The sequence below is a fragment of the Ruegeria sp. BB9 genome (assembly GCF_056539345.1).
In genome coordinates this window covers 26,208-48,214 of sequence record NZ_JBQFUU010000001.1, presented here as the reverse complement: position 1 = coordinate 48,214, position 22,007 = coordinate 26,208, and the positions used below count along the sequence as shown (strand labels likewise).

The window sequence follows — 22,007 nt, the reverse complement described above, 5'->3', positions numbered from 1 at the left end:
GCTGCGCCTTTTTGCTATTGGATTGGAGGATCCACCAGTGATATTCCCTCCACAAGCCATGAGGGAAAATCATATGCTGGCGCCGCGTCGATTTCTGCCGTCTATTTCTTCCCTGTTGGCGCTCGAAGCCGTCGACCGCCTAGGCAGCGCTTCAGCAGCAGCCGATGAACTCTCGCTGACCCAAAGCGCGGTCAGTCGCCAGTTGAAGGCCGTCGAAGAACAGCTGGGCGTCGCGCTGATCCAGCGCGACCAAATGCGCCTGCAACTCACACCCGCTGGCAAGGAATACGTGGAAACCGCCCGAACAGCGCTGCAGCAACTGGCGCAGGCCTCACTGAAGCTGAAGGCCAACCCCTCTGGCGGTTCTTTGCAACTGTCGATTCTGCCCGCGTTCGGCATGCACTGGCTGGCACCGCGCCTGCAGGATTTCGCGCAGCGCCACCCCGAAGTGACGATGAACCTGAGCACACGGCTCAAGCCTTTCGACTTCGGCACCGAACCTTTCGACGCGGCTATCCATTTCGGCCAGCGAGACTGGACCGGGGTGAACTATCTGCCGATCATGTGCGAAGAGGTTCTGCCGGTCTGCGCGCCAGCGCTGCTGCCAGCCGAAACCCCAAAGGTTGAATGGCTGGTCGACGCACCACTGCTGCATCTGGATACCCGGCCCGATGCGTGGGAACGCTGGTTCGCCGCGCAAGGCACCCCTGTCGAGGGCGTCCGAGGCATGCTGTTCGACCAGTTTTCGACCATTATCCAGGCCACGATCCATGGGCTGGGCGTTGCACTGCTGCCCAGCCATCTCATCTCAGCCGAGCTCGAGGCCGGCCGGTTGGTTCCGGCCTGCGCAGCTCCGCCGGTCAGTCTGGGCGACTACTATCTTGTATGGCCGCAAAATCGCACGGAACCGGCCCCGCTTGTCTCGTTCCGCGCTTGGCTGCAGGGGCAGCTGACTTAGCCGATCCGGCACCGCCGCGGCCGAGCATCGCTCGGGCGCGGCCGGGCCCAACCGGAGAAGGCGGCCCGCAAGTGCCGTTGACGACGGGCGGGAGCCCCGGTCAGACGTCGATCGAGCGGGCGATGAGTTCCTTCATTACCTCGTTGGTGCCGCCATAGATCATCTGCACCCGCGCATCCGCGTAAAGCCGCGCGATCGGGTATTCCATCATGAAGCCATAGCCGCCGAACAGCTGCAGGCATTCATGCATGATCTCGTTCTGCACCTCGGACCCCCAGTATTTCACCATCGAGGCGGTGGCCGCATCCAGCTGACCGGCCTCCAGCTTGCCGATGCAGTCATTGACGAAGCTGCGCAGCACCTCGGCCTTGGTCTTGCATTCCGCCAGCTTGAAGCGGGTGTTCTGGAAGTCCATCACTCGTTGGCCGAACGCCTTGCGCTCTTGGGTGTATTTCACCGTTTCAGCGATGGCGAAGTCGATCGCGCCCAGCGCCATGATGCCGATGGTCAGACGTTCCCACGGCAGTTGCTTCATCAGCTGATAGAAGCCCTGCCCCTCCTCGGAGCCTAGCAGGTTGGTCATCGGCACCTTGACGTCCTCGAAGAACAGCTCGGCCGTGTCATTGGCCTTCATGCCCAACTTCTTGAGGTTGCGCCCCCGGCGGAAGCCCTCGGCCCCCTCGGTCTCGACCGCGATCAGCGACACGCCCTTGGAACCCAGCGACTTGTCGGTCTTGGCGGCCACGATGATCAGGTCGGCGGTCTGGCCGTTGGTGATGAAGATCTTGGACCCGTTCATCCGGTACGAGTTGCCATCCTTCTCGGCGGTGGTGCGGATCGCCTGAACGTCCGAGCCTGTGCCCGGTTCAGTCATGGCCAGCGCGCCGACCATCTCGCCCGAGGCCAGCTTGGGCAGCCATTTCTTCTTTTGGTCCTCGCTGCCATAGGCGGTGATGTAATGGATTACGATCGACTGGATGCCATAGCCCCAGCCTGCATCCCCCCGCGAGGTCTGCTCATAGATCGTGACCGCATCAAAACCCATACCGCCGCCGACACCGCCGAATTCCTCGGGGATGGCCCCGGCCATCAGCCCGGTTTCCCCGGCTTTCCGCCAGAAGTCGCGATCGACCACGCCCTGCTCGGCCCACGCTTCGATGTTGGGCACCAGCTCATCATCCATGAACCGTCCGGCCATTTCGGCAAACATGCGGTGTTCGTCAGTGACCCAGGAAGCGGTCGAGGTAAAAAGCGACATGATTGGTTCTCCGGAATTCTGTTGGCGGAAAGGGTAGCTTTCGCCGCCGATTCCGCCAATCCGGGTGACGCCGCGTCGGTTTGCGCTGCTACGCAACGTCCTTTGGCGTCAATGCCCTACGCAATGCCGGGCACCGGGCGGCGGCGGCGTTTCGGGGGCGCCGGCGAAACACTGGGCGATGGCCAACCACTCCTGCGCGACCGGCCCCTGCACCGACAGGCCGGTGTCCGCCACGTTTCGGGTCTGGGTCACCACGCGGGCAAAATCGACGGCCAGTCCTTCGATCAGGTCGGCACCGGGCGCGCCGAATTCCCACAGCTCCCCCGAGGGCGCGGTCAGGCGCAGATGAGGTGCCACCGGTGGCACCGGGCGGCCATGTACCGTGAAGGTCCAGCCAAAGGTGTTCACCCCCAGCACGACGATGTTGCGGATCCGGGCGGTCTCGGGCCGGGTCAAGCCAAGGGTGTCGAACACCTCCTGACCATGCGCCCAGGTCTCCATCTGCCGGGCGGTCATCGAGGACCGCACCGACATATCCGGCCCCACCCATTTGACCCGCGCCTTGGGGTCCAGGCCCAACCAGTCGCGGCCCATTCGGCTGCATAGATCAGACCATGCGGCGCGCAGTTCATGTCCACGCTCGGTGATTGCAACGTTTTCCGTCGCACGGAACCCGTCGGCCTGAATACGCGGCATCACCTGCTGCACCCTTGCGTCGAACCCATCCGGGTCACGCTGCGACAGATCGGCCATCTGGTTCCAGAAATGCAGGTGCACCAACACATCGTCGATCGTCCAGTCTTTGAACTGGGTCACGATTTGCCAATCCGCGGCACCCAGCCCCTTCAGAGCGTCATCAAGAACCTGACATTCTTCCAGAAAATCCGAAGCCTGCTGCATACGCCCCCCCTTTTGCCTGCTTCAGGGACTAAAGCGGGTTTTCATGGGTCAAGCCAGCGCGTTTTTCAGCAAGACGGCAGCCGCCTCTTTGGCGTCGCGCGCGGGATCGCCGTTGCGGAGCAGCACGGCGGTGACGATCGCGCCCTCTTTCAACAGCAGCAGCTGGCAGGCCAGCTTGTCCGGGCCCTGCGCCCCGGCCTTGCGACACAGGTCGGTGAAATACTCCAGCAACAGGCGCTTGTGCTCGCCTGCCTGCACATGGATCGGGTGGTCGGGGTCTTGGTACTCGGCCCCGGCCTTGATGAACATGCAGCCGCGGAAATTGTCCTCGCGGAACCATTCGCCCAGCGCATCGAACGCGGCCAGCAGTTGATCGGCGGGGGTGTCGGCCAGTTCTTCGATCCGGCGCACGAACCAGTTGCGAAAATTCTCGTCCCGCAGGCGCAGCACCGCCAGGATCAGCTCTTCCTTGGTGCGGAAATGCTTGTACATCGAGGTCTTTGAGACGCCGGTTTCGACCACCAGCCGGTCCATTCCGGTGGCGTGAAACCCGTCGCGGTAAAACACCTGCAGCGCCTTGCGGACCAGCTCATCCCGTTTGTTCGGACGCATGATTCGGCTCCTTTGCGTACAGATCAGTACATAATACCTTTTCCGTTCAGGTGCAATTCACACCGTTGAAGTCGCTGTTATTAGGTCTTTTTCTCTATACCACCGGCCATATCGAAAAACTTTTTTTGACCCAAGGGTTGAAAGTGGTGACCGATCTGTACACCTTATCAACGCAGTTTACTGATCTGTACACCCAAAGGATTTGACCGATGCGACGCCGCGCCAGCCCATTTCCCGCAAGCTATGTTCCCTTCCTTCTGACTGTGGCCCTTCTGGCCGCCACCCTCGCCTGAAAGCCCCCCATCATGCCGCGCCCTCCTCTGCCCCCGTTCACGACGCAGACCGCCATCGAAAAGGTCCGCAAGGCCGAAGACGCCTGGAACAGCCGCGACCCCGACATCGTGACCCCGGCCTATACCGAGGACAGCCAGTGGCGGAACCGGTCCGAGTTCCTGACCGGCCACGCCGAGATCCACGCCTTTCTGACCCGCAAATGGCGCACCGAGCTGGACTATCGCCTGATCAAGGAGCTGTGGGCCTGTGACGGGAACCGCATCGCGGTGCGCTATGCCTATGAATGGCACGACGACAGAGGGCAGTGGTTCCGCTCCTACGGCAACGAGAACTGGGAGTTCGCCGCCGATGGCCGGATGGCCCAGCGACATACGTCCTTGAACGATCTGCCGATCACCGACGCCCAGCGCCTGTTTCACTGGCCCCTGGGGCCGCGGCCCGCCGACCATCCCGGCCTGTCCGACCTGAACCTGTGAAAGGAGGCTCCCCATGCCCCGAGCCTTTTCCGAACTGACCTTCACCCCCGCCGTCCGCGCGCATCAAGAGCGGATGGGGTCCGCCGCCTCCTACGCCAAGTTCATCGACGGCGGCCCGCAGCAGGGCCACCTGATCGGCCCCGCCGAGCAGGCCTTCATAGAGGCGCGCGACGGGTTCTATCAATCCACCGTGTCCGAGACCGGCTGGCCCTATGTCCAGCATCGCGGCGGGCCGGCGGGGTTTCTGAAGGTGCTGGACGACCGGACCATCGGCTTTGCCGATTTCGCGGGCAACAAGCAGTATATCTCGCGCGGGAACCTGGACGGCAATGACCGGATCGCGCTGATCCTGATGGATTATGCCAACCAGCGCAGGCTCAAGATCCTGGGCCGCGTGGACTTTCGCGAAGGCGCCGAGGCCGCGCGCGATCTGTTTCCCGATGGGGCCGAGGCGGAACGCGCGGCGATCATCCATGTCGCAGCGCTGGACTGGAACTGCCCGCGCCACATCACTCCGCGCTTCACCGAGGCCGAGCTGCGCCCCCATCTGAACGAGCTTGGCCGCCAACTGGCCCAGCTGCAGGCCGAGAACGACCAACTGAAGCAGACTCTGGCCCGAAAGGCCTGAGGCAACCCCAAGACCCCGAAACCGTCAGCAATAGGAGTATCAATGCCATGCTACGCGCGATTACCAACACACTTGCAACCCTGACCGCCGGATCGGTCTTTGCGGTCTCGGTCGTGACCGTCGGCTTCTACCTCTCGCCCGAGGCCGTGCGCGCCGCCGAGCCCGACCCGTTTCAGACCCAGTTCCGGGCACAGACCATCGAAGCGATGCAGAGCGCTTATCCCGTGCTCACCCCCTACACAGAATCCAAGGCGCAACCAAAGCCCGAGTCTTCACCCAAGCTGCCGACAAACTGACAATTGAGGACCGAAATCTTGAATCCCCGCGCGTCTCGGGCACCGCCCGCGCTATCGACTGAGCCGAGCGGGGCCCGAGTGCACCATTGCCTCGATCCCCGCGGCGCAGAATTCGACCAATTGGTCGATCCCGGACAGATCGCCCCCCTGTGACAGTGCCTGCACCCGCCAGGCGCTGTTGAGATGCGCCAGCATCGCCGAAACCGAATAGATCTGGCCCGTGGCCAACAGCGCCGGATCGGCCTGCGGATACAGCGCGGCGATCTCACGGATGAATAGCTGAGCGGTTGGGTCGAAACACTCGGCCGCGATATGGCGCCAGCGCGGATCGACCGACACATGCGCCACCAGCCGCCCATAGGCCATCCAGCCCGGGCCGCCGGTTTCGGCAAGGCTGACATAGGGGCGGATGAAACAGTCCAGAATGCCCCGCAGGGTCAGCGGGCCCTGCGCGCGCCGATCCTCCAGCGCCTGCATCCGGATCCGGGCAAGCTCGTCGGCGCGGCGCGCGACAGTCTGGAAGAACAGCTCTTCCTTGCCGCCGCCATGGTGGTGGACCAGACCCACCTGCACCCCGGCGCGCGTGGCGATGTCGCGGATCGAGGCGCCCTCGAATCCCCGCTCGGCAAACAGCGCCTCGGCCGCGTCCAGAATCCGCGCCTTGGTTTCAAGCGACCGGGCCGACGGCGCCCTTTGCCTTTGTTTTTCAATGTATTTCGCGCTCATGTTTTTCATCTTGCCTTATTTTGGACGATCGTTCAAGTTAAGCGCCACGAGCAGGGGAGGGTTCATGACACAAGTGCGCAAGGCATATGCCTTGATCGGCGCAGGTCCGATGGGGCTGGCGGCGGCCAAGGTGCTGAAGGAACAGGGCATCCCGTTTAAGGGGTTCGAACTGCATTCCGATGTGGGCGGGCTGTGGGATATCGATGCGCCGCGGTCGACCATGTACGAATCCGCGCATCTGATCTCGTCCAAGTCGATGACCGAATTTGCCGATTTTCCGATGGGCGACGACGTAGCTGAATACCCGTCGCACCGGCAGATGCGCGACTATTTCCGGGCTTTTGCCGATCATTTCGGACTGCGCGATCACTACAGGTTCAACACCGAGGTGATAGACGCATCGCCACTGGGCGCGCCGGGCGATGGCTGGCGACTGACCTGGCGGGACGACCAGGGAACGCATAGCGGTGAGTTTGCCGGGGTTCTGATCGCGAACGGTACCCTGTCGGAGCCCAACATGCCCGATTTTCCCGGCAAGTTCGACGGCGAGTTGATCCACGCCTCGCAGTACCGCTATCCCAGCCAGTTCGACGGCAAGCGGGTGCTGGTCGTGGGCGCGGGCAATTCCGGGTGCGACATTGCGGTGGACGCCATCCATCACGCCGCGCAGTGCGACCTGTCGATGCGGCGGGGATACTATTTCGTGCCGAAATACGTCTTTGGCAAACCCGCCGACACGCTGGGCGGGATGATCCGCCTGCCCATGTGGCTGAAGCGCCGGATCGACGGGATGATTCTGCGCTGGTTCGTGGGCGACCCGCAGAAATACGGCTTTCCCAAGCCTGACTACAAGCTTTACGAAAGCCACCCGGTGGTGAATTCGCTGGTCCTGTATCACGCGGGCCACGGCGATCTGCGCATTCGCCCCGATATCGACCGGATCGAGGGCCGCACCGTTCACTTCAAGGACGGCAGCGCCAGCGACTATGACATGATTCTGGCCGCGACCGGCTACAAGCTGCATTACCCGTTCATCGACCCGAACCTGCTGAACTGGCAGGGCGATGCGCCGCATCTGTACCTGAACGCCATGCATCCCGAACGCGACGACCTGTTTGTTCTGGGCATGATCGAGGCCACCGGGCTGGGCTGGCAAGGACGCCACGAGCAGGCCGAAATGGTGGCGCGCTATATCAAGGGTCTTCAGTCCGGCTGCCCCGTGGCCGCGGCGCTGAAGGCGGAAAAACAAAAAGACTATCAGCGCGCCACCGGAGGCATGCAGTATCTGAACCTGCCCCGCATGGCCTATTACGTGGACAAGGCGACCTATCGCAAGGCGGTGACGGATTGGATCGCGCGGTTCCGGAAAGCCCGCGCATGACCGGCATCGACGAGATCACGCTGAATTTCAACCCCGGCTCGCTGACCCTGCTGAACGCGATCCTGGCGATCGTGATGTTCTCGATCGCCATCGACCTGTCACCACGCGACTTCGACCGGCTGCGGCGCGCGCCCAAGCCGGTGGTGGTGGGGCTGGCCTCGCAATTCCTGGTGCTGCCGGCGCTGACCTTCCTGCTGGTCTGGCTGACCGAGCCGCGCCCCTCGATCGCCTTGGGGCTGATCCTGGTGGCGGCCTGTCCGGGGGGGAATATCTCGAATTTCATCACCCATCGGGCGGGCGGAAACGCGGCGCTTTCGGTGTCGATGACCGCCTTCGCCACCATCGGGGCCATCGTGATGACACCGTTCAACATCGCGCTTTGGGGCGGGCTGTACCCGCCGACCCGCGCCATTCTGCAGCAGACCCAGATCGACCCGGTGCAGATCGCCATCATCGTCGGGTTGATGCTGATCCTGCCGCTGGTTCTGGGCGTGACGCTGAACCAGAAGCGCCCCGCCCTGACGGCGCGGCTGCGCGGGCCGCTGCAGATCCTGTCCATGGCTATTTTCATGGCTTTCGTCGTGCTCGCCCTGGCGGCCAACTGGAGTTTCTTCCTGGGCTACGCCGGGGCGGTCGCCGGGCTTGTGATCGCTCACAACGCACTGGCACTGGGGGGCGGTTGGGTTGTGGCCACTCTGACCCGGCTGCCCCCCTTTGACCGGCGTGCAATCACGATCGAGACCGGTATCCAGAATTCGGGCCTTGGACTGGTGCTGATCTTCGCCTTTTTCAACGGCTTGGGCGGCATGGCCGTGGTGGCCGCCTTCTGGGGGATCTGGCATGCCATCTCGGGGCTGGCGCTGGCGCAGCTGATGGCTCGGACCAAGGCCGCCCGATGACCCGCATTCTGATCACCGGCGCCGCGGGGCTGGTCGGCCGCGCCCTGTTGGACGAGCTGAGCGACCACGAGGTGTTTGCCACCGACCTGCGCCGCCCGGACACGCTGCCGGAAGAGGTTCCGTTTCTGCGCATGGATGTCACCACGGGCGACTTGGCACGGGTGATCGCCAAGGTGAAGCCCGAGGTGATCGTGCACCTGGCCTCGATCGTCACGCCGCCGCCGGGCATGTCACGGGCCGAGGCCCATGCGGTGGATGTGGGCGGCACGCGCAAGGTGGTCGATGCCGCGCTGGCCCATGGCGTACGGCGGCTGGTCGTCACCTCGTCGGGAGCGGCCTATGGCTATCACGCGGACAACCCGGAGCCGCTGCGCGAAACCGATCCGGTGCGCGGCAACCCCGAGTTTCCCTATTCCGACCACAAGCGGCAGGTCGAGGAATTGCTGGCCGAGGCCCGAAGCGCCGCGCCGCAGCTGGAGCAGGTGGTGCTGCGGGTGGGCACGGTGCTGGGCGACGGCACCGACAACCAGATCACCGCCCTGTTCCGCAAACCCCGCCTGCTGGCGGTGGCGGGCAGCGACAGCCCCTTCGTGTTCATCTGGACCCGCGATCTAGCCCGCATCCTGAAACGCGCGGCCACCGACGGGCCGCCGGGGGTGTACAACGTGGCCGGGGACGGCGCGCTGAGCGTCGACGATCTGGCCCGCGCGTTGGACAAACCCGTGCTGCGCCTGCCGGCCTGGGCACTCAAGGCGGCGCTGGCCGTGGCCCGTCCTCTGCGCCTGTCGCGCTACGGGCCTGAACAGGTGCGGTTCTTGCAATACCGACCGGTTTTGGACAATACGGCGCTGAAGACCGTGTTCGGCTATGTCCCGCAGAAGACCAGCGCCGAGGTGTTCGACCTTTGGAAAAGGAGTGTGGGTCTGTGAAAACCGCAGTGATTTCGGGCGGGGCCGGCGGGCTGGGTCAGGCGCTCTCGGCCGCGCTGCAAGAGCGTGGATGGCGCGTGGTCCTGCTGGATCTGAAGGTGGACGGGGTGCAGGACACCGCCACGCAGATGGCGATTGCCTGTGATCTGACCGATTCGGCCCAGTTGGCGCGCGCCGTGACCGATACGCTTGCGCATTGCGACAGCATCGATCTGGTCGTCTACAACGCCGGGATCACCCAGATCTGCGGGTTCGATCAGTCCGACGACACCAGCCACCGCAAGGTGTTCGAGATCAACTATTTCGCGGCCGTCTCGATGGCCCGCGCCTTTCTGCCCGCGCTGCGCCGGTCGCGCGGTGCGCATCTGGCGATCTCGTCGGTGGCGGGGTTTGCGCCTCTGTACCACCGCACGGCCTATGCGGCCTCGAAACACGCGCTGGAAGGTTTCTTCAAATCACTGCGGTCCGAAGAACGGCCCCATGGCGTGCGGGTTCATATCGCGGCGCCCTCATTCGTGGCGACCAACCCGGGCCGGGCCGAGCGGCAGCCCGACGGCACCGCACGCCCCGGATCGGCCAGCGACGGCATGGACGAGATGACCCCCGAGGCGGCCGCCCGCGTGATCCTGCAAGGGCTGGATCGCGGGCGGCCCGTCATCCCGGTGGGCCGGGTGGCGCGGCTGGCCTGGTGGCTGAACCGGCTGGCCCCACGCCTGTACCAACGCCTGATGGAGCGCAATATCAGCGGCGCGTGACGCACGGCCATTATTTGCGGCACGTCTCCCGGTGTGGGGTTGCCCTTTCGGCGCGGCTTTGCTTTGTCTCTGGCAAGCATTCCGGCCAGTGGGCGTTTCATGTCCCGGACCGGTCACAGGGAGGATCTCGAAAATGGCGAAAGTTGCATTCCTTGGCCTGGGCGTCATGGGCTATCCGATGGCCGGGCATCTGCAGGCGGCCGGGCATGAGGTGACCGTCTACAACCGCACCGCGGCCAAGGCCGAGAAATGGGTGTCGCAGCATGGTGGCCATATGGCGACCACGCCGCGCGATGCCGCCGAGGGGGCCGCGTTCGTGATGGCCTGCGTCGGCAACGACGACGATCTGCGCATGGTCTGCACGGGCGCGGACGGCGCGTTCGGCGGTATGGCGGAAGGCTCGGTTTTTGTTGACCACACCACCGTTTCGGCCAAGGTCACGCGCGAGCTTTACGCGGCGGCCAAGGCGCGCGGGATCTCTTTTGTCGATGCGCCGATCTCGGGCGGTCAGGCCGGGGCCGAGAATGGGGTTCTGTCGATTATGTGCGGCGGCGATCAGGCCGCCTATGACCGGGCCGAGCCGGTGATGCAGGTCTATGCCAAGATCTGCCGCCGCATCGGAGACAGCGGCGCGGGCCAGATGACCAAGATGTGCAACCAGATCGCCATCGCGGGGCTGGTGCAGGGCCTGAGCGAAGCGCTGCATTTCGCCGAGAAGGCCGGGCTGGACGGGCGCGCGGTGGTCGAGGTAATCAGCCAGGGGGCCGCCGGAAGCTGGCAGATGTCGAACCGGTACGAGACCATGCTGGACGACCATTTCGACCACGGCTTTGCTGTGGACTGGATGCGCAAGGACCTTGGCATCTGCCTGGACACGGCGGACGAGACCGGGGCATCACTGCCGGTGACCGCGCTGGTCGATCAGTTCTACAAGGATGTACAGAAGATGGGCGGCGCCCGCTGGGACACCTCGTCACTGATCAAACGCCTGCGGGCATTGGGATAAAACGGGGGGCCGCCTGCCCCCATCGCGCCAAGACGCGATTCCCCGAGAATTTTTTGGCCAGATGAAGAGGGCTCCGGCGCGCGCGGGGCGGAAGTTCGAATGAATGATGTCAGTGATTTTTGGGCGGCCGCGCTGCGGCGGGTCTGGGGGCTGGACGCCCGGCTCTCGCGGCTGGATGGCGAGTATGACCTGAATTTCCTGGTGCAGGCCACCAATGGGCAGGACTACGTTCTGAAGGTCATGCGAGCCGGGTGTGACCCGCAATTGGTGGATCTGCAGATCAAGGCGTTGGAGCATATCGCGGCCGAGGCCCCCGGGCTGCCGTTTCCCAAGGTGATCCCCGGGCTTGACGGTGGCTTGCTGCCGCAGATCGACGACGACGCGGGACGGCCGCGGCTGGCGTGGCTGTTGGAGCGGCTGCCGGGCCGGTGCTATGCCAAGGCGGCGCCGAAATCCGACGACCTGATCCTGAAACTGGGCCGGGTCTTGGGAGCAACCGATCGGGCGCTGGAGCGGTTTTCGCATCCCGGCCTGGAGCGGCCGGAGTTCAAATGGGACCTGACCCAGGCCGGCTGGATCGCTGACAAGCTGGATGCGGTTTCCGACCTGGATCGTGCGGCCCTTCTGCGCGAGATCTGTGCGCAGTTCGATGCCGTCTCGGACATGCTGGCCGAGCTGCCCCGGCAGGCCATCCACAATGACGTGAATGACTACAACATCCTGGTGGAAGGAGAACTGTCTGAGCGCAGGCAGGTCTCGGGCCTGATCGACCTGGGCGACATGTGCGCCGCGCCGCGGGTGTGCGAGTTGGCGATTGCGGGGGCATACGTGGTGCTGGATCACCCTCGCCCTGAACGGGCACTGGCCGCGCTGGTGCGGGGCTATCACGCTGCGAACCGGCTGCGCCCGCAGGAAGTGGACCTGATCTGGCCTCTGCTGCGGATGCGGCTGGCCGTGTCGGTCGTCAACTCCACGCTGATGGCCGTCGAAAACCCGGACGACCCGTATGTGACGATCAGCCAGGCACCGGCCTGGCGGTTCCTCGAAGATGGTTCGGTCAATGGCGAGCTGATGTCCGCGCGGCTGCGGGCGGCCTGCGGGCTGCCCGTCACCGACGGGGCCGATCGCATTCACGCGTACCTGTCCGAACATCGCGGTCGGTTTGCGCAGCTGTTGGGACAGGATCTGTCGGACGTTCCGATGGGTTCGCTGTCAGTCGAAAACTCGACCTGGCCGCAGAACCCGTTTCACATGCCGCTGGACGAGGCGGCGCGGGTGGGCGCGGAATTCGGCGACGGGTTGTGGCTGGGCTATTACAACGAACCGCGCCTGATCTATGCCGAGCCGACGTTCCGCAAGGGTCCGTGGAAGGCCTCGGACCGGCGCACGGTGCATCTGGCGGTGGATGTGTTCGCGCCGGCGGGGACGCCTTTGCTGGCGCCGCTGAGCGGTCGGGTCGAGGCGGTCGAGAACCGGGCGAACCATCTGGACTATGGCGGCGTGGTGATCCTGCATCACGAAACCCCCGAGGGTGACGCGTTCTATACGCTGTACGGGCATCTGGACCCCGAGGTCTGTGACCGGCTGAAACCGGGCGATCCGGTGGCGCAGGGGGCGGCCTTTGCCCGGCTGGGCGATGCCGGCCAGAACGGCGGCTGGGCGCCGCATGTGCATTTCCAGCTGGCCCTGACCACGGCCGGCATGCAAGCCGACTGGCCCGGCGTCGCCGACCCGGACGAGCTGGACCTGTGGCACGCGGTCTGTCCGAACCCGGCGGCCTTACTGAACTTGCCGGACGAGAAAGTCTTCTATCGCCCGACCGACAAGGCCGAGATCCTGAACAAACGGCGGGACCATTTCGGCGGCAACCTGAGCCTGACCTATGACGACCCGGTGATGCTGGTGCGCGGCTGGAAACATCACCTGTTCGACGAATGGGGGCGGCCCTATCTGGATGCCTACAACAACGTGCCGCATGTTGGGCACGCGCATCCGCGCATTCAGGCCGTGGCGGCGGATCAGCTGAAGCGGATGAATTCGAACACCCGCTATCTGCACCCCGCGCAGGTGGAATTTGCCGACAAGCTGCTGTCGAAGCTGCCCGACCACCTGCAGGTGTGCTTCTTCGTCAATTCGGGCACCGAGGCCAACGAGCTGGCCCTGCGTCTGGCGCGGGCGCATAGCGGGGCCAAGGGCATGGTGACGCCCGATCACGGCTATCACGGCAACACCAATGCGGCGGTGGCCATTTCGGCCTACAAGTTCAACAAGCCCGGCGGCGTGGGTCAGGCCGATTGGGTCGAACTGGTCGAGGTGGCCGACGATTATCGCGGCCGGTTCAAACGCGACGACCCCGACCGCGCGCGCAAATATGCCGACCTTGTGGACGACGCGATTGCCGCCCTTCAGCGCAAGGGGCACGGGGTGGCCGGCTTCATCGCCGAGACCTTCCCCTCGGTCGGGGGGCAGATCATCCCGCCCAAGGGCTATCTGCCAGCGGTCTATGAAAAGATCCGCGCCGCCGGTGGCGTCTGCATCGCCGACGAGGTGCAGACGGGCCTGGGCCGGCTGGGCGAGTACTACTTCGGATTCGAACACCAGGGCGCGTCGCCCGATATCGTGGTTCTGGGCAAGCCCATCGGCAACGGCCACCCTCTGGGCGTGCTGGTCACAACGCGCGAGATCGCCGACAGTTTCGACAACGGGATCGAGTTCTTCTCGACCTTCGGCGGCTCGACCCTGTCTTGCCGGATCGGCAAAGAGGTGCTGGACATCGTCGATGACGAGGGCCTGCAGGAGAATGCCCGCATGATGGGCGCACGGCTGATGGATGGTCTGCGCGCGATCGAAGCCGAGTTCGCCTGCGTGGGTGATGTGCGGGGCATGGGCCTGTTTCTTGGGGTCGAACTGATCAACCCCGACGGCTCGGAAGGCACCGAGATCTGCCGATACGTCAAGAACCGGATGCGGGACCACCGCATCCTGATCGGCAGCGAGGGGCCGAAGGATAACATCCTGAAGATCCGCCCGCCTCTGACCATCGAAGCCGAGGATGTGGACATGATCCTGTGGGCGCTGCGGTCTGTGTTGGCCGAGGTGGGCGACTATGCCCCTGCCCCGGTGTGCGACCACAGCCATCACCATGACGGGTGCGGCTGCTGCTGAGATACGCCCCGGCCGGATTCGGCCAGGGCAGTTAACCGCGCTGTCAGTGCAGCACGGCCGAGGGGGGCTGATGGCCGGTAGACGGCAGTGGGATGGCGGTGGTCATGCGCCGCAGGGCCAGCCCGAACTCTTCGGACAGTGACGCCAGTGCGGGCGCGAAATCGGGGCGTACGATCAAGGCGGCCAGCATCATCGCATCCTCGCGCGCCCCTTCCGAGGCCGCGGCGATCATCTGCGCGAAACAGCTTTCGTCCGCGCCCAGACTGGCGCAGCCCAGCCCGTGCCGGATCAGGGGGCGGCGGGCGTGATGGGCGCACAGGCTGCACAGACGATCCAGCGCCAGCATGGCCAGCTGCCCATGATCGGCGCCCAGCGCGATGTCGAAGTCATGTGCGGCGTCGGCACGGCCGGCGGCCCCGTCACTCCACATCCGCAGGTACATGACGGCGCCAGCCTCGATCGGGGTCAGATCGGCCAGCCGTCCGACCGGGGCGCCGCCCCGGGTCGATGCGCCGCTCATTTTGTCAGGATCAATTTACCCGCGCGGGTGATGCGCAGGGTATACAGCTGGTCGCCCAGTTCGATATGGGCCAGGTTGCCGCCCTGCGTCAGGTCCTCGGCCTTGTGGGCCGGCAGCATCGAAACGGCATAGGCTTGGGTCGGATTCGGGTTCTGCGCGTTCATCGGGTCATCTCCGGTTGTGTTCAGGCAAAGCGCCTTTTCCGTTCAACTTTCATGGATCTGGCTGGCCCGGAACCGGGTTGGCTGCGTGTCTTCATGCTTAATCTGATAAAAATACTAAGGTATGTCAAGTGCCGGTTTCCTGCTATTCGCACACCGAACCATTGCGCCCTTGCGGCAGGCCCGTTAGGCCGGGTCTCGGCACTTAGAGACGGGAGCGGAGATGACGGCGGCAATCGTGTTTGATCTGGATGGCACGCTGGTGGACAGCCTGGCTGACATTGCGGCAGCAGCGAACCGGATGCTGGCCGATCAGGGCTATGCGCCCCTGCCCGAAGAAACGATCCGGGGATTCGTCGGCAATGGTCTGCCAAAACTGGTTGAGCGCGTGATACTCCACTGCGGACTGAGCATTGAGCGCCATTCCGAACTGACACAGGTCACGCTGAACCATTACAGCCAGGCATCAAGTGCGATCACCAGGCCTTATCCAGGTGTCAAAGACGCTCTGCGACGACTGCGGGCTGCAAATATCGCGCTAGGGGTCTGCACCAACAAACCGGAAGCGCCCGCGCAGCATATCCTTGAGGTTCTGGATCTGGCGCAGTTCTTCGACGTGGTGATCGGCGGAGATACAGTGAAATCCCGCAAACCCGACCCCGCCCACCTGACCGCCACGTTCGAGGCACTGGGCACAAACGACGCGCGGGTCTTTGTGGGCGACAGCGAAGTGGACGCAGAAACCGCCCAACGTGCCCAAGTCCCATTTATTCTGTATTCGGAAGGGTATCGAAAGTCGCCGGTCTCGGAACTTCCCCATTTGGCCAGCTTCGACGACTTTGCGCTCCTCCCTGACCTGGCAATGCGCATCACGGGCTTATCTGGTACCGGGCTCTAAGGCTTTGGCTGTCAAGGGATTCAACTTTTTTGGGGGTTTTTGAGGGGCCGGCTGAGGGGGTAGGTAGCCAGCCCCTCTTCGGGGAAAGTGGTAGGCCAAGTTTGACCTTGGTTAATCAGACAATAGCCCAGCCCACCTATGCCCGAAATTGGGGGTTTCCCGTAGAGAGCCATTTTTTCGAAAATTCGCCGAAAATCCTTCGCTGACGTCCAGCGCCTGATCACTCAGGCCCCGAACCATCGGCCGGGGGCGGCGAGGCTGGGCTCGCTTTGTCCAATAGCGTCTCGTACATGTGCGGATAGACGAAGCGAGCAGCCGCACGGGCGATCACCAGTTCCTCGTTGGTGGGGATGACCATGACCTGAACCCGGGACAGCGGTGTCGAGATAATCCGGGCGTGGTCCGTATTGGCATCATGGTCCAGTTCAATCCCCAACCACCCCATATTGACGCAAATCCTTTCGCGCACCAGCGCAGAATTCTCGCCGATCCCACCCGTGAACACCACCGCATCCAGCCCGCCCAGCACAGCCGCAAGGGCACCGAGTTCACGCCGCGCACGGAAATTGAAATAGCTGATGGCCCGGCGCGCGCTGCCGCTGTCGGACTTTTCCAGAGTTCGCATGTCGCTGGACAGACCGGACAGACCCAGCAGACCGGATTTGCGATACAGAAGTTCGGTGATCTCATCCACGCTCATGCCCTTCTGGTCCATGAGGTAGAGGACGACACCGGGGTCCAACTGGCCGCATCGGGTTCCCATAGGCAGACCGTCTATGGCCGAGAACCCCATGCTGGACCCGACCGAGCGGCCGTGGATCATACCGCACATCGACGCGCCGTTGCCCAGATGCGCCACGATGACCCGGCCGCCATGCAGCAGCGGCGCGGTCTTGGCCAGATGGCCCGAGATGTATTCGTAGCTGAGGCCGTGAAACCCATAACGGCGAACGCCCTTGTCATAATACTCGGTCGGCAAGGCAAACGTATCGTTGACCCAAGGGTGACTGCGATGAAAGGCGGTGTCGAAACAGGCAACCTGCACCGCATCGGGGAACCGCTCGACCGAGGCACGAACGCCGCTGAGGTTGTAGGGCTGGTGCAACGGCGCGAACGGCGAGAGTTCGTCAAGCGCTGCAAGGCTTTCAGGTGTCAGCAAGATCGGTTGATCGTGGTCAGGACCACCGTGAACGATGCGGTGGCCGACGGCTGCAATATTGGCCGCGGGAAATTGCTGGACGATCAGGTCCAGAACATGGTTCAGGGCCTCGTTATGATCGGCAATCCCGTCTGCCACATCACCGCCCAACGTGCGGCCATCCGACGTTTTGGCGCGGATGGTCGCGCCAGCGGCGCTGATGCGGTCCACGATTCCGGTGCAGATTGCAACCGGGTCATCGGATGGCAACGAAAACAGCCCGAACTTCAGAGACGACGAGCCTGCGTTCAGCGTGATGACATGGCTCATGACCGCCCCCCGGCAATGCGGGCGGCGTGCAGGGCAGCCACGGCGCAGGATGCCAAACGCGCCTTGTCGTCATCCGCGCGGCTGTTCAGGATGATCGGCACCTTCGCCCCCAGAACCACCCCTGCCGCTTCGGCGTTGGCGATATATGTCAGCTGTTTGGCCAGCATGTTGCCCGCATCCAGGTTCGGAACCACAAGTATGTCGGCCTGTCCGGCCACTGGCGAGACGATCCCCTTGATCCGTGCTGCGGCCATGCTGACCGCATTGTCCATGGCCAGCGGACCGTCGACCAAGCCTCCTATGATCTGGCCCCGTTCAGCCATTTTGGACAGCAACGCCGCGTCGATCGAGGACCGAATGGCCGGGTTCACTGTCTCGACCGCCGACAGAACGCCGACCTTGGGCGTTTCCATCCCGATCGAGATCGCCAGATCAATCGCGTTCTGGGTAATGTCGATCTTGGTTTGCAGATCGGGCTCGATATTGATCGCGGCGTCGGTCACCAGCAGCGGGTGCGGTTGCCCGGGCACGTCCATGACGAAAACATGGGTAAAGCGCCGGCCCGCGCGCAATCCCTGATCCTTCCGCAATGCGGCCCTCAGCAGATCATCGGTGTGCAGATGCCCCTTCATCAGCGCCCCGGCCCGGCCTTCGACCACAAGGTCGACGGCGATGCGGGCGGCTTCGCTGTGCTCTTCCGCGGCGACAATCTCGAAACCATCCAGCTTTTCGCCCAGTTCCTGCGCCGCCTGCCCGATCAGGTCCGGGCGACCGACAAGTATCGGCTCAATGATCGTTTCCCGCGCAGCCAGGATCGCGCCGCCCAGCGAGTTCGGGTCCTCCGGCGCGACGACGGCGGTCGGGATGGGGTCCATCGGCCGGGATTTCTCCAGCAACGCGTCGAAGTGACGGTGCCGCTGAACGATCAGGCCGGGAACCTCGACTTCACGGAACGACAGGGCGCGGTCCGGCGCGATTACCACGGCCTTGCCGCTGACGATGACCGCGTCATCCCTGCATCGGGTGACGGTGGTATCCAGGACCACCTCGCGGTTGGCGCGCTTTTCGGTGACGACCACACGCGCCAAAAGCTCGTCCCCGGCCATGGCACGGCCCACGAAGTCGAACTGTTGCGATTTGTAAAGCGTCCCGGCCCCGGGAAGGATGTTTCCCAGAACCGCCGAGATCAGCGCGCCCACGAACAGCGATGGCGCTACCGCCTCGGGCCGGTCGTCTCCGTCCCCGTCTTCATGGGCCAGGTGCAGCGGGTTGTGATTGCCCGAATTCGCGGCAAAGGCATAAAAATCATCCTCGGTGCACAAACGTTTCAGTTCGGCCGTGTCCCCGATGTTGAGCTGATCATAGGGTTTGTTGTGATACTGCATCTGGTTCAACCTGCGAATGCTGCGCGCCGAACGCGGCCATGCAAGGGCCGAGCGACCGGAGCTGTGTTGCCCGGAACCTGATGGATTACACGCGAAATGTCCAACTCATACCCCGGCACGTCACGTCATATTGGCGTGCAGGAAGACCTTTCACGAAAGATGGAACAAGACGTTGACAGCCAGCCGGTTTTTTGGGCGCGCGGGCCATCTGGCTTCGGAAAAGGCGATGGAACGCGGCACAACCAAGCGCCAGAGTTGAACGGGATACCGCTGATTGGTAAATCTGAGCGACCTTGGATGCCGGTACACATACCATGATCGCCTCTTCAGCGATTGCCCCCCACCAGCGGCGTCCCGAAGAGCACTAGCGAGGCAGAACCCTTCCCTTGACGACCGAGTTGCAGAATACGCTGATCCTGTCCGCGGTCGTGGTGGTCTTGGCCATTCTGGTTTGGCCGGGTGTCGCCAATTCCCGGATGTGGCGAGCTTCGATCACCCCGTTGGCGTCGATCATCGGCAGCGGGTTCCTTGTTCTTGGTCCGATCCTGGACGTCAGTTTTGGCGATCTGGCCCCGCTTGCCATGCTGGGCCTCTGCGCCGCGGCCTGGGGGTTCGGAAGCGCAATTCGATACAACATCCGCGACATGGCGCACAGATCCGACCGCGGCGCCGGTATCGAGCGGGCCGAAAGAGTCGCGTCGGCAAGCCTGGCTTTTGCCTACTTCATATCGGTCGCCTACTACCTGAACCTGTTCGGCTCGTTTGGCGTGAGCCTGACCCAAGTGGACGACGCGTTCCATGCCCGCCTTGTGACCTCTGGCGTACTTGTGCTGATCCTTTTCGTCGGCTGCACCCGGGGGTTTTCCGCGCTGGAACGGTTGGAGCAGATTTCAGTCGGCCTGAAACTGGCAATCATCGCCGGGCTGCTTGTCGGACTTGCCACGTATTTTGCCGAGCAATACAGCCATGATGCACTTGTCTTTGACCCGCCGGCCGAGCGTGGCTCGCACGCGTTCATGTTATTGGCCGGGCTGATCGTCACCGTGCAGGGATTTGAGACCTCGCGCTACCTCGGCCACGCCTATGATGCGGAAACGCGAATTCGCTCCATGCGGTGGGCCCAGTTGATCGCAAGCGCAGTTTACCTGATCTATATCGGCCTGTTGACCTATTCGGTCGAACCGGGCGGCTTGGTTCTGGACGAAACGGCAATCATTGACCTGATGCAAGTCGTCGCCCCGATACTGCCCGTTCTTCTGGTTATTGCGGCCCTGTCGGCCCAGTTCAGCGCCGCCGTCGCGGATACAAGCGGGTCCGGTGGATTGCTGTCCGAGATTTCAGGCGGGCGCGTCTCTGAACGGACCGCCTATACCGTTCTGGTCGGCGTCGGGTTGATACTGACCTGGACATCGAATGTCTTTGAAATCATCAGCTATGCGTCGCGCGCCTTTGCAGCCTATTACGCGCTGCAGGCCGGCATCGCGGCCCGGTCGGCGTCTCAGCAGAACCTGCGCCTCCGCGCGTTGATGTTTGCTTTGTTCTGCATTCTTGGCGCAGCAATCGCGGTATTCGGATTGCCGGTCGAATGACGCTCTGACCTTACCGAGCCAAAAACCGACCCCCAAACACGGCGTCAGCCGCGTCCCGCGATCAGATCGCTGGCCTTCTCACCGATCATGATGGCGGGCGCATTGGTGTTTCCGCTGACGATTTCCGGCATGATCGAGCAATCCGCAACGCGCAACCCCTCGATCCCTTTCACCTTCAAGTCAGGACCGACAACGGCGGCGTCGGTCGTGCCCATCGCACAGGTTCCGGTCGGATGATAGATCGACACCGAATTCGAGCGCGCCCAGTCCAACGTACCTTCATAGTCATCACAGGACAGATCGGCCGTCGGTCGGAACTCCTCGGAGATTTTTGAGGCCAACGGATTGTGGCGCGCAATGTTGCGAGCGATGTTGACGCCAGCGACGATCGTTCGGCAATCGGTCTCTGTCGACAGATAATTCGGGATGATTTTGACATAGCTGGCGGGGTCCGGTCCATCCAACCGCAACTCTCCACGACTTTCCGGCCTGAGTTGGCAGACCGACATCGTGAAGGCCGAAAACGGGTGCACGCCTTCGCCCGGGCTGTCCGCCGACCAGGGCTGGACGTGAAATTGGATGTCCGGGGTTTGAACATCGGGACGGGTCTTCATGAAACCGGTTGCCAGACTGGCCGCCATGGTCATGGGACCGGCCCGGAACAACGCGTATTTCAGCGCAATGCGGGCCTGGTTGAACAGGCTTCGCACCTCATCGTTCAGGGTCGGCTCGTTGCACTTGAATACCAGACGCGCCTGGAGGTGGTCCTGCAGCCCCTTGCCGACGTTCGGCAAGGCGTGAACGGGTTCGATTCCGTTTGCCTTCAGATGATCGGGGTCACCAATGCCTGACAGCATCAGGATCTGCGGAGAGTTGATTGCCCCCCCGGACAGGATGACCTCGCGCCGTGCTTTCACCGTTTTGGTTTCGCCCGACCGATCGCGGTAGACAACGCCTGTTGCGCGCTTGCCGTCCATGGCAACCCGCGTCACCAGCGCGCGCGTGACGATCGTCAGATTCTGACGGTTGCGGATGGGCTTGAGATAGGCGACGGCTGCACTGCAACGTCGCCCGTTGCGCGTGGTCAGCTGAAAATACCCGACACCCTCCTGGTTGGCGCCGTTGTAGTCGGGATTGAACGGATAGCCTGCGGCCTGTGCCGCAGCGACCCAAGCATCGCAGATCGGGCGCTGTATGCGCATATTGGAGACGGACAATGGCCCACCTACGCCATGATACTCATCCTCTCCACGCTCTTGATCTTCGCTGCGTTTGAACAGGGGCAAAACATCGTCCCAGCCCCACCCGACGTTTCCCATCTGGCGCCAGCGGTCATAGTCCTCTTTTTGTCCGCGAACGTACAGAAGCCCGTTCAACGACGACGACCCACCCAACACTTTTCCGCGCGGCCAATCAATGGAACGCCCATTCAGGCCCGGGTCAGGCTCGGTGCGATAACACCAATCGACCGAGGGGTTGTGCATGGTCTTGAAGTACCCGACCGGGATGTGAATCCACGGGTTGGTGTCTGGTCCGCCCGCCTCGATCAATGCAACTTTGGTTTGGGGATCAGCACTAAGCCGATTGGCGATGACACATCCCGCAGAACCGGCACCGACAATCACATAGTCCACTTCCATGATCGGCTCCTCCCGAAGTTGCTAAAAAAACCCTATGCAAGATGCATGAATTAAGCTAGCATT

Annotated in this window: 21 protein-coding genes; 12 read left to right on the top strand and 9 right to left on the bottom strand. The window is 63.3% G+C overall.

Annotation, left to right across the window (positions count from 1 at the left end):
* The first annotated feature begins 73 nt into the window (after window positions 1–73).
* The gene (locus ACR0FC_RS00250; RefSeq protein WP_170337436.1) at window positions 74–958 is read left to right on the top strand and encodes a LysR substrate-binding domain-containing protein; all 885 of its coding nucleotides are present in this window, start codon (window positions 74–76) and stop codon (window positions 956–958) included.
* A gap of 100 nt (window positions 959–1,058) precedes the next feature.
* On the opposite strand, the gene ACR0FC_RS00245 is transcribed toward ACR0FC_RS00250, so the two are convergent.
* From ACR0FC_RS00245 to ACR0FC_RS00235, 3 genes are all read right to left on the bottom strand, one after another.
* Entirely contained in the window at window positions 1,059–2,216 is a 1,158-nt protein-coding gene (locus ACR0FC_RS00245; RefSeq protein ID WP_170337435.1) for an acyl-CoA dehydrogenase family protein, read from the bottom strand.
* Between the two features lie 108 nt (window positions 2,217–2,324).
* Window positions 2,325–3,116 carry a TIGR03084 family metal-binding protein gene (locus ACR0FC_RS00240; protein WP_170337434.1) on the bottom strand — a complete coding sequence of 264 codons (792 nt, stop codon included), beginning with the start codon at window positions 3,114–3,116 and terminating at the stop codon, window positions 2,325–2,327.
* Between the two features lie 48 nt (window positions 3,117–3,164).
* Window positions 3,165–3,728, bottom strand: coding sequence for a TetR/AcrR family transcriptional regulator (locus ACR0FC_RS00235; RefSeq protein WP_093962879.1), 564 nt, complete (start codon window positions 3,726–3,728; stop codon window positions 3,165–3,167).
* Between the two features lie 305 nt (window positions 3,729–4,033).
* On the opposite strand from ACR0FC_RS00235, the gene ACR0FC_RS00230 reads away from it, so the two are divergent.
* The 3 genes from ACR0FC_RS00230 to ACR0FC_RS00220 are packed head-to-tail and all read left to right on the top strand — an operon-like array spanning window position 4,034 to window position 5,422.
* Complete coding sequence (locus tag ACR0FC_RS00230; RefSeq protein ID WP_170337433.1) at window positions 4,034–4,498, top strand: nuclear transport factor 2 family protein; 465 nt, start codon at window positions 4,034–4,036, stop codon at window positions 4,496–4,498.
* Window positions 4,499–4,511: 13 nt separating this feature from the next.
* A complete protein-coding gene (locus tag ACR0FC_RS00225) occupies window positions 4,512–5,126 on the top strand; it encodes a pyridoxamine 5'-phosphate oxidase family protein (protein ID WP_170337432.1) in 615 nt (204 codons plus the stop codon).
* Between the two features lie 47 nt (window positions 5,127–5,173).
* Window positions 5,174–5,422, top strand: a complete 249-nt coding sequence (locus ACR0FC_RS00220) for a hypothetical protein (RefSeq protein WP_174819685.1) — start codon at window positions 5,174–5,176, stop codon at window positions 5,420–5,422.
* 51 nt (window positions 5,423–5,473) lie between these two features.
* Here the strand turns inward: ACR0FC_RS00220 and ACR0FC_RS00215 are convergent, their stop codons facing one another.
* Window positions 5,474–6,148, bottom strand: coding sequence for a TetR/AcrR family transcriptional regulator (locus tag ACR0FC_RS00215; RefSeq protein ID WP_170337431.1), 675 nt, complete (start codon window positions 6,146–6,148; stop codon window positions 5,474–5,476).
* A gap of 64 nt (window positions 6,149–6,212) precedes the next feature.
* On the opposite strand from ACR0FC_RS00215, the gene ACR0FC_RS00210 reads away from it, so the two are divergent.
* From ACR0FC_RS00210 to ACR0FC_RS00185, 6 genes are all read left to right on the top strand, one after another.
* A complete protein-coding gene (locus ACR0FC_RS00210) occupies window positions 6,213–7,529 on the top strand; it encodes a flavin-containing monooxygenase (RefSeq protein ID WP_170337430.1) in 1,317 nt (438 codons plus the stop codon).
* A complete protein-coding gene (locus ACR0FC_RS00205; protein WP_170337429.1) occupies window positions 7,526–8,428 on the top strand; it encodes a bile acid:sodium symporter family protein in 903 nt (300 codons plus the stop codon). The genes ACR0FC_RS00210 and ACR0FC_RS00205 overlap by 4 nt, the downstream gene beginning before the upstream one ends.
* A complete protein-coding gene (locus ACR0FC_RS00200; RefSeq protein WP_170337428.1) occupies window positions 8,425–9,357 on the top strand; it encodes an SDR family oxidoreductase in 933 nt (310 codons plus the stop codon). The genes ACR0FC_RS00205 and ACR0FC_RS00200 overlap by 4 nt, the downstream gene beginning before the upstream one ends.
* On the top strand, window positions 9,354–10,112 hold the full coding sequence (locus tag ACR0FC_RS00195) for an SDR family NAD(P)-dependent oxidoreductase (RefSeq protein ID WP_170337427.1): 759 nt from the start codon (window positions 9,354–9,356) through the stop codon (window positions 10,110–10,112). The genes ACR0FC_RS00200 and ACR0FC_RS00195 overlap by 4 nt, the downstream gene beginning before the upstream one ends.
* Window positions 10,113–10,245: 133 nt before the next feature.
* On the top strand, window positions 10,246–11,118 hold the full coding sequence (locus ACR0FC_RS00190; RefSeq protein WP_170337426.1) for an NAD(P)-dependent oxidoreductase: 873 nt from the start codon (window positions 10,246–10,248) through the stop codon (window positions 11,116–11,118).
* A 99-nt stretch (window positions 11,119–11,217) separates the two neighbouring features.
* Window positions 11,218–14,283, top strand: coding sequence for an aminotransferase class III-fold pyridoxal phosphate-dependent enzyme (locus ACR0FC_RS00185; protein ID WP_170337425.1), 3,066 nt, complete (start codon window positions 11,218–11,220; stop codon window positions 14,281–14,283).
* A gap of 43 nt (window positions 14,284–14,326) precedes the next feature.
* On the opposite strand, the gene ACR0FC_RS00180 is transcribed toward ACR0FC_RS00185, so the two are convergent.
* A complete protein-coding gene (locus tag ACR0FC_RS00180; RefSeq protein WP_170337424.1) occupies window positions 14,327–14,803 on the bottom strand; it encodes a hypothetical protein in 477 nt (158 codons plus the stop codon).
* Complete coding sequence (hemP, locus tag ACR0FC_RS00175) at window positions 14,800–14,967, bottom strand: hemin uptake protein HemP (RefSeq protein WP_005978533.1); 168 nt, start codon at window positions 14,965–14,967, stop codon at window positions 14,800–14,802. The genes ACR0FC_RS00180 and hemP overlap by 4 nt, the downstream gene beginning before the upstream one ends.
* A gap of 220 nt (window positions 14,968–15,187) precedes the next feature.
* On the opposite strand from hemP, the gene gph reads away from it, so the two are divergent.
* Entirely contained in the window at window positions 15,188–15,862 is a 675-nt protein-coding gene (gene gph, locus ACR0FC_RS00170; protein ID WP_170337423.1) for a phosphoglycolate phosphatase, read from the top strand.
* A 220-nt stretch (window positions 15,863–16,082) separates the two neighbouring features.
* Here gph and ACR0FC_RS00165 read toward each other — a convergent pair whose 3' ends face one another.
* Window positions 16,083–17,330, bottom strand: coding sequence for an acetate/propionate family kinase (locus tag ACR0FC_RS00165; protein ID WP_170337422.1), 1,248 nt, complete (start codon window positions 17,328–17,330; stop codon window positions 16,083–16,085).
* A complete protein-coding gene (locus tag ACR0FC_RS00160; protein ID WP_170337421.1) occupies window positions 17,327–18,715 on the bottom strand; it encodes a bifunctional enoyl-CoA hydratase/phosphate acetyltransferase in 1,389 nt (462 codons plus the stop codon). Before ACR0FC_RS00160 ends, ACR0FC_RS00165 begins: the two co-directional genes overlap by 4 nt.
* A 386-nt stretch (window positions 18,716–19,101) precedes the next feature.
* On the opposite strand from ACR0FC_RS00160, the gene ACR0FC_RS00155 reads away from it, so the two are divergent.
* Complete coding sequence (locus ACR0FC_RS00155; protein ID WP_254432912.1) at window positions 19,102–20,304, top strand: APC family permease; 1,203 nt, start codon at window positions 19,102–19,104, stop codon at window positions 20,302–20,304.
* Between the two features lie 44 nt (window positions 20,305–20,348).
* On the opposite strand, the gene ACR0FC_RS00150 is transcribed toward ACR0FC_RS00155, so the two are convergent.
* A complete protein-coding gene (locus ACR0FC_RS00150) occupies window positions 20,349–21,944 on the bottom strand; it encodes a GMC family oxidoreductase (RefSeq protein ID WP_170337420.1) in 1,596 nt (531 codons plus the stop codon).
* Window positions 21,945–22,007 lie beyond the last annotated feature (63 nt).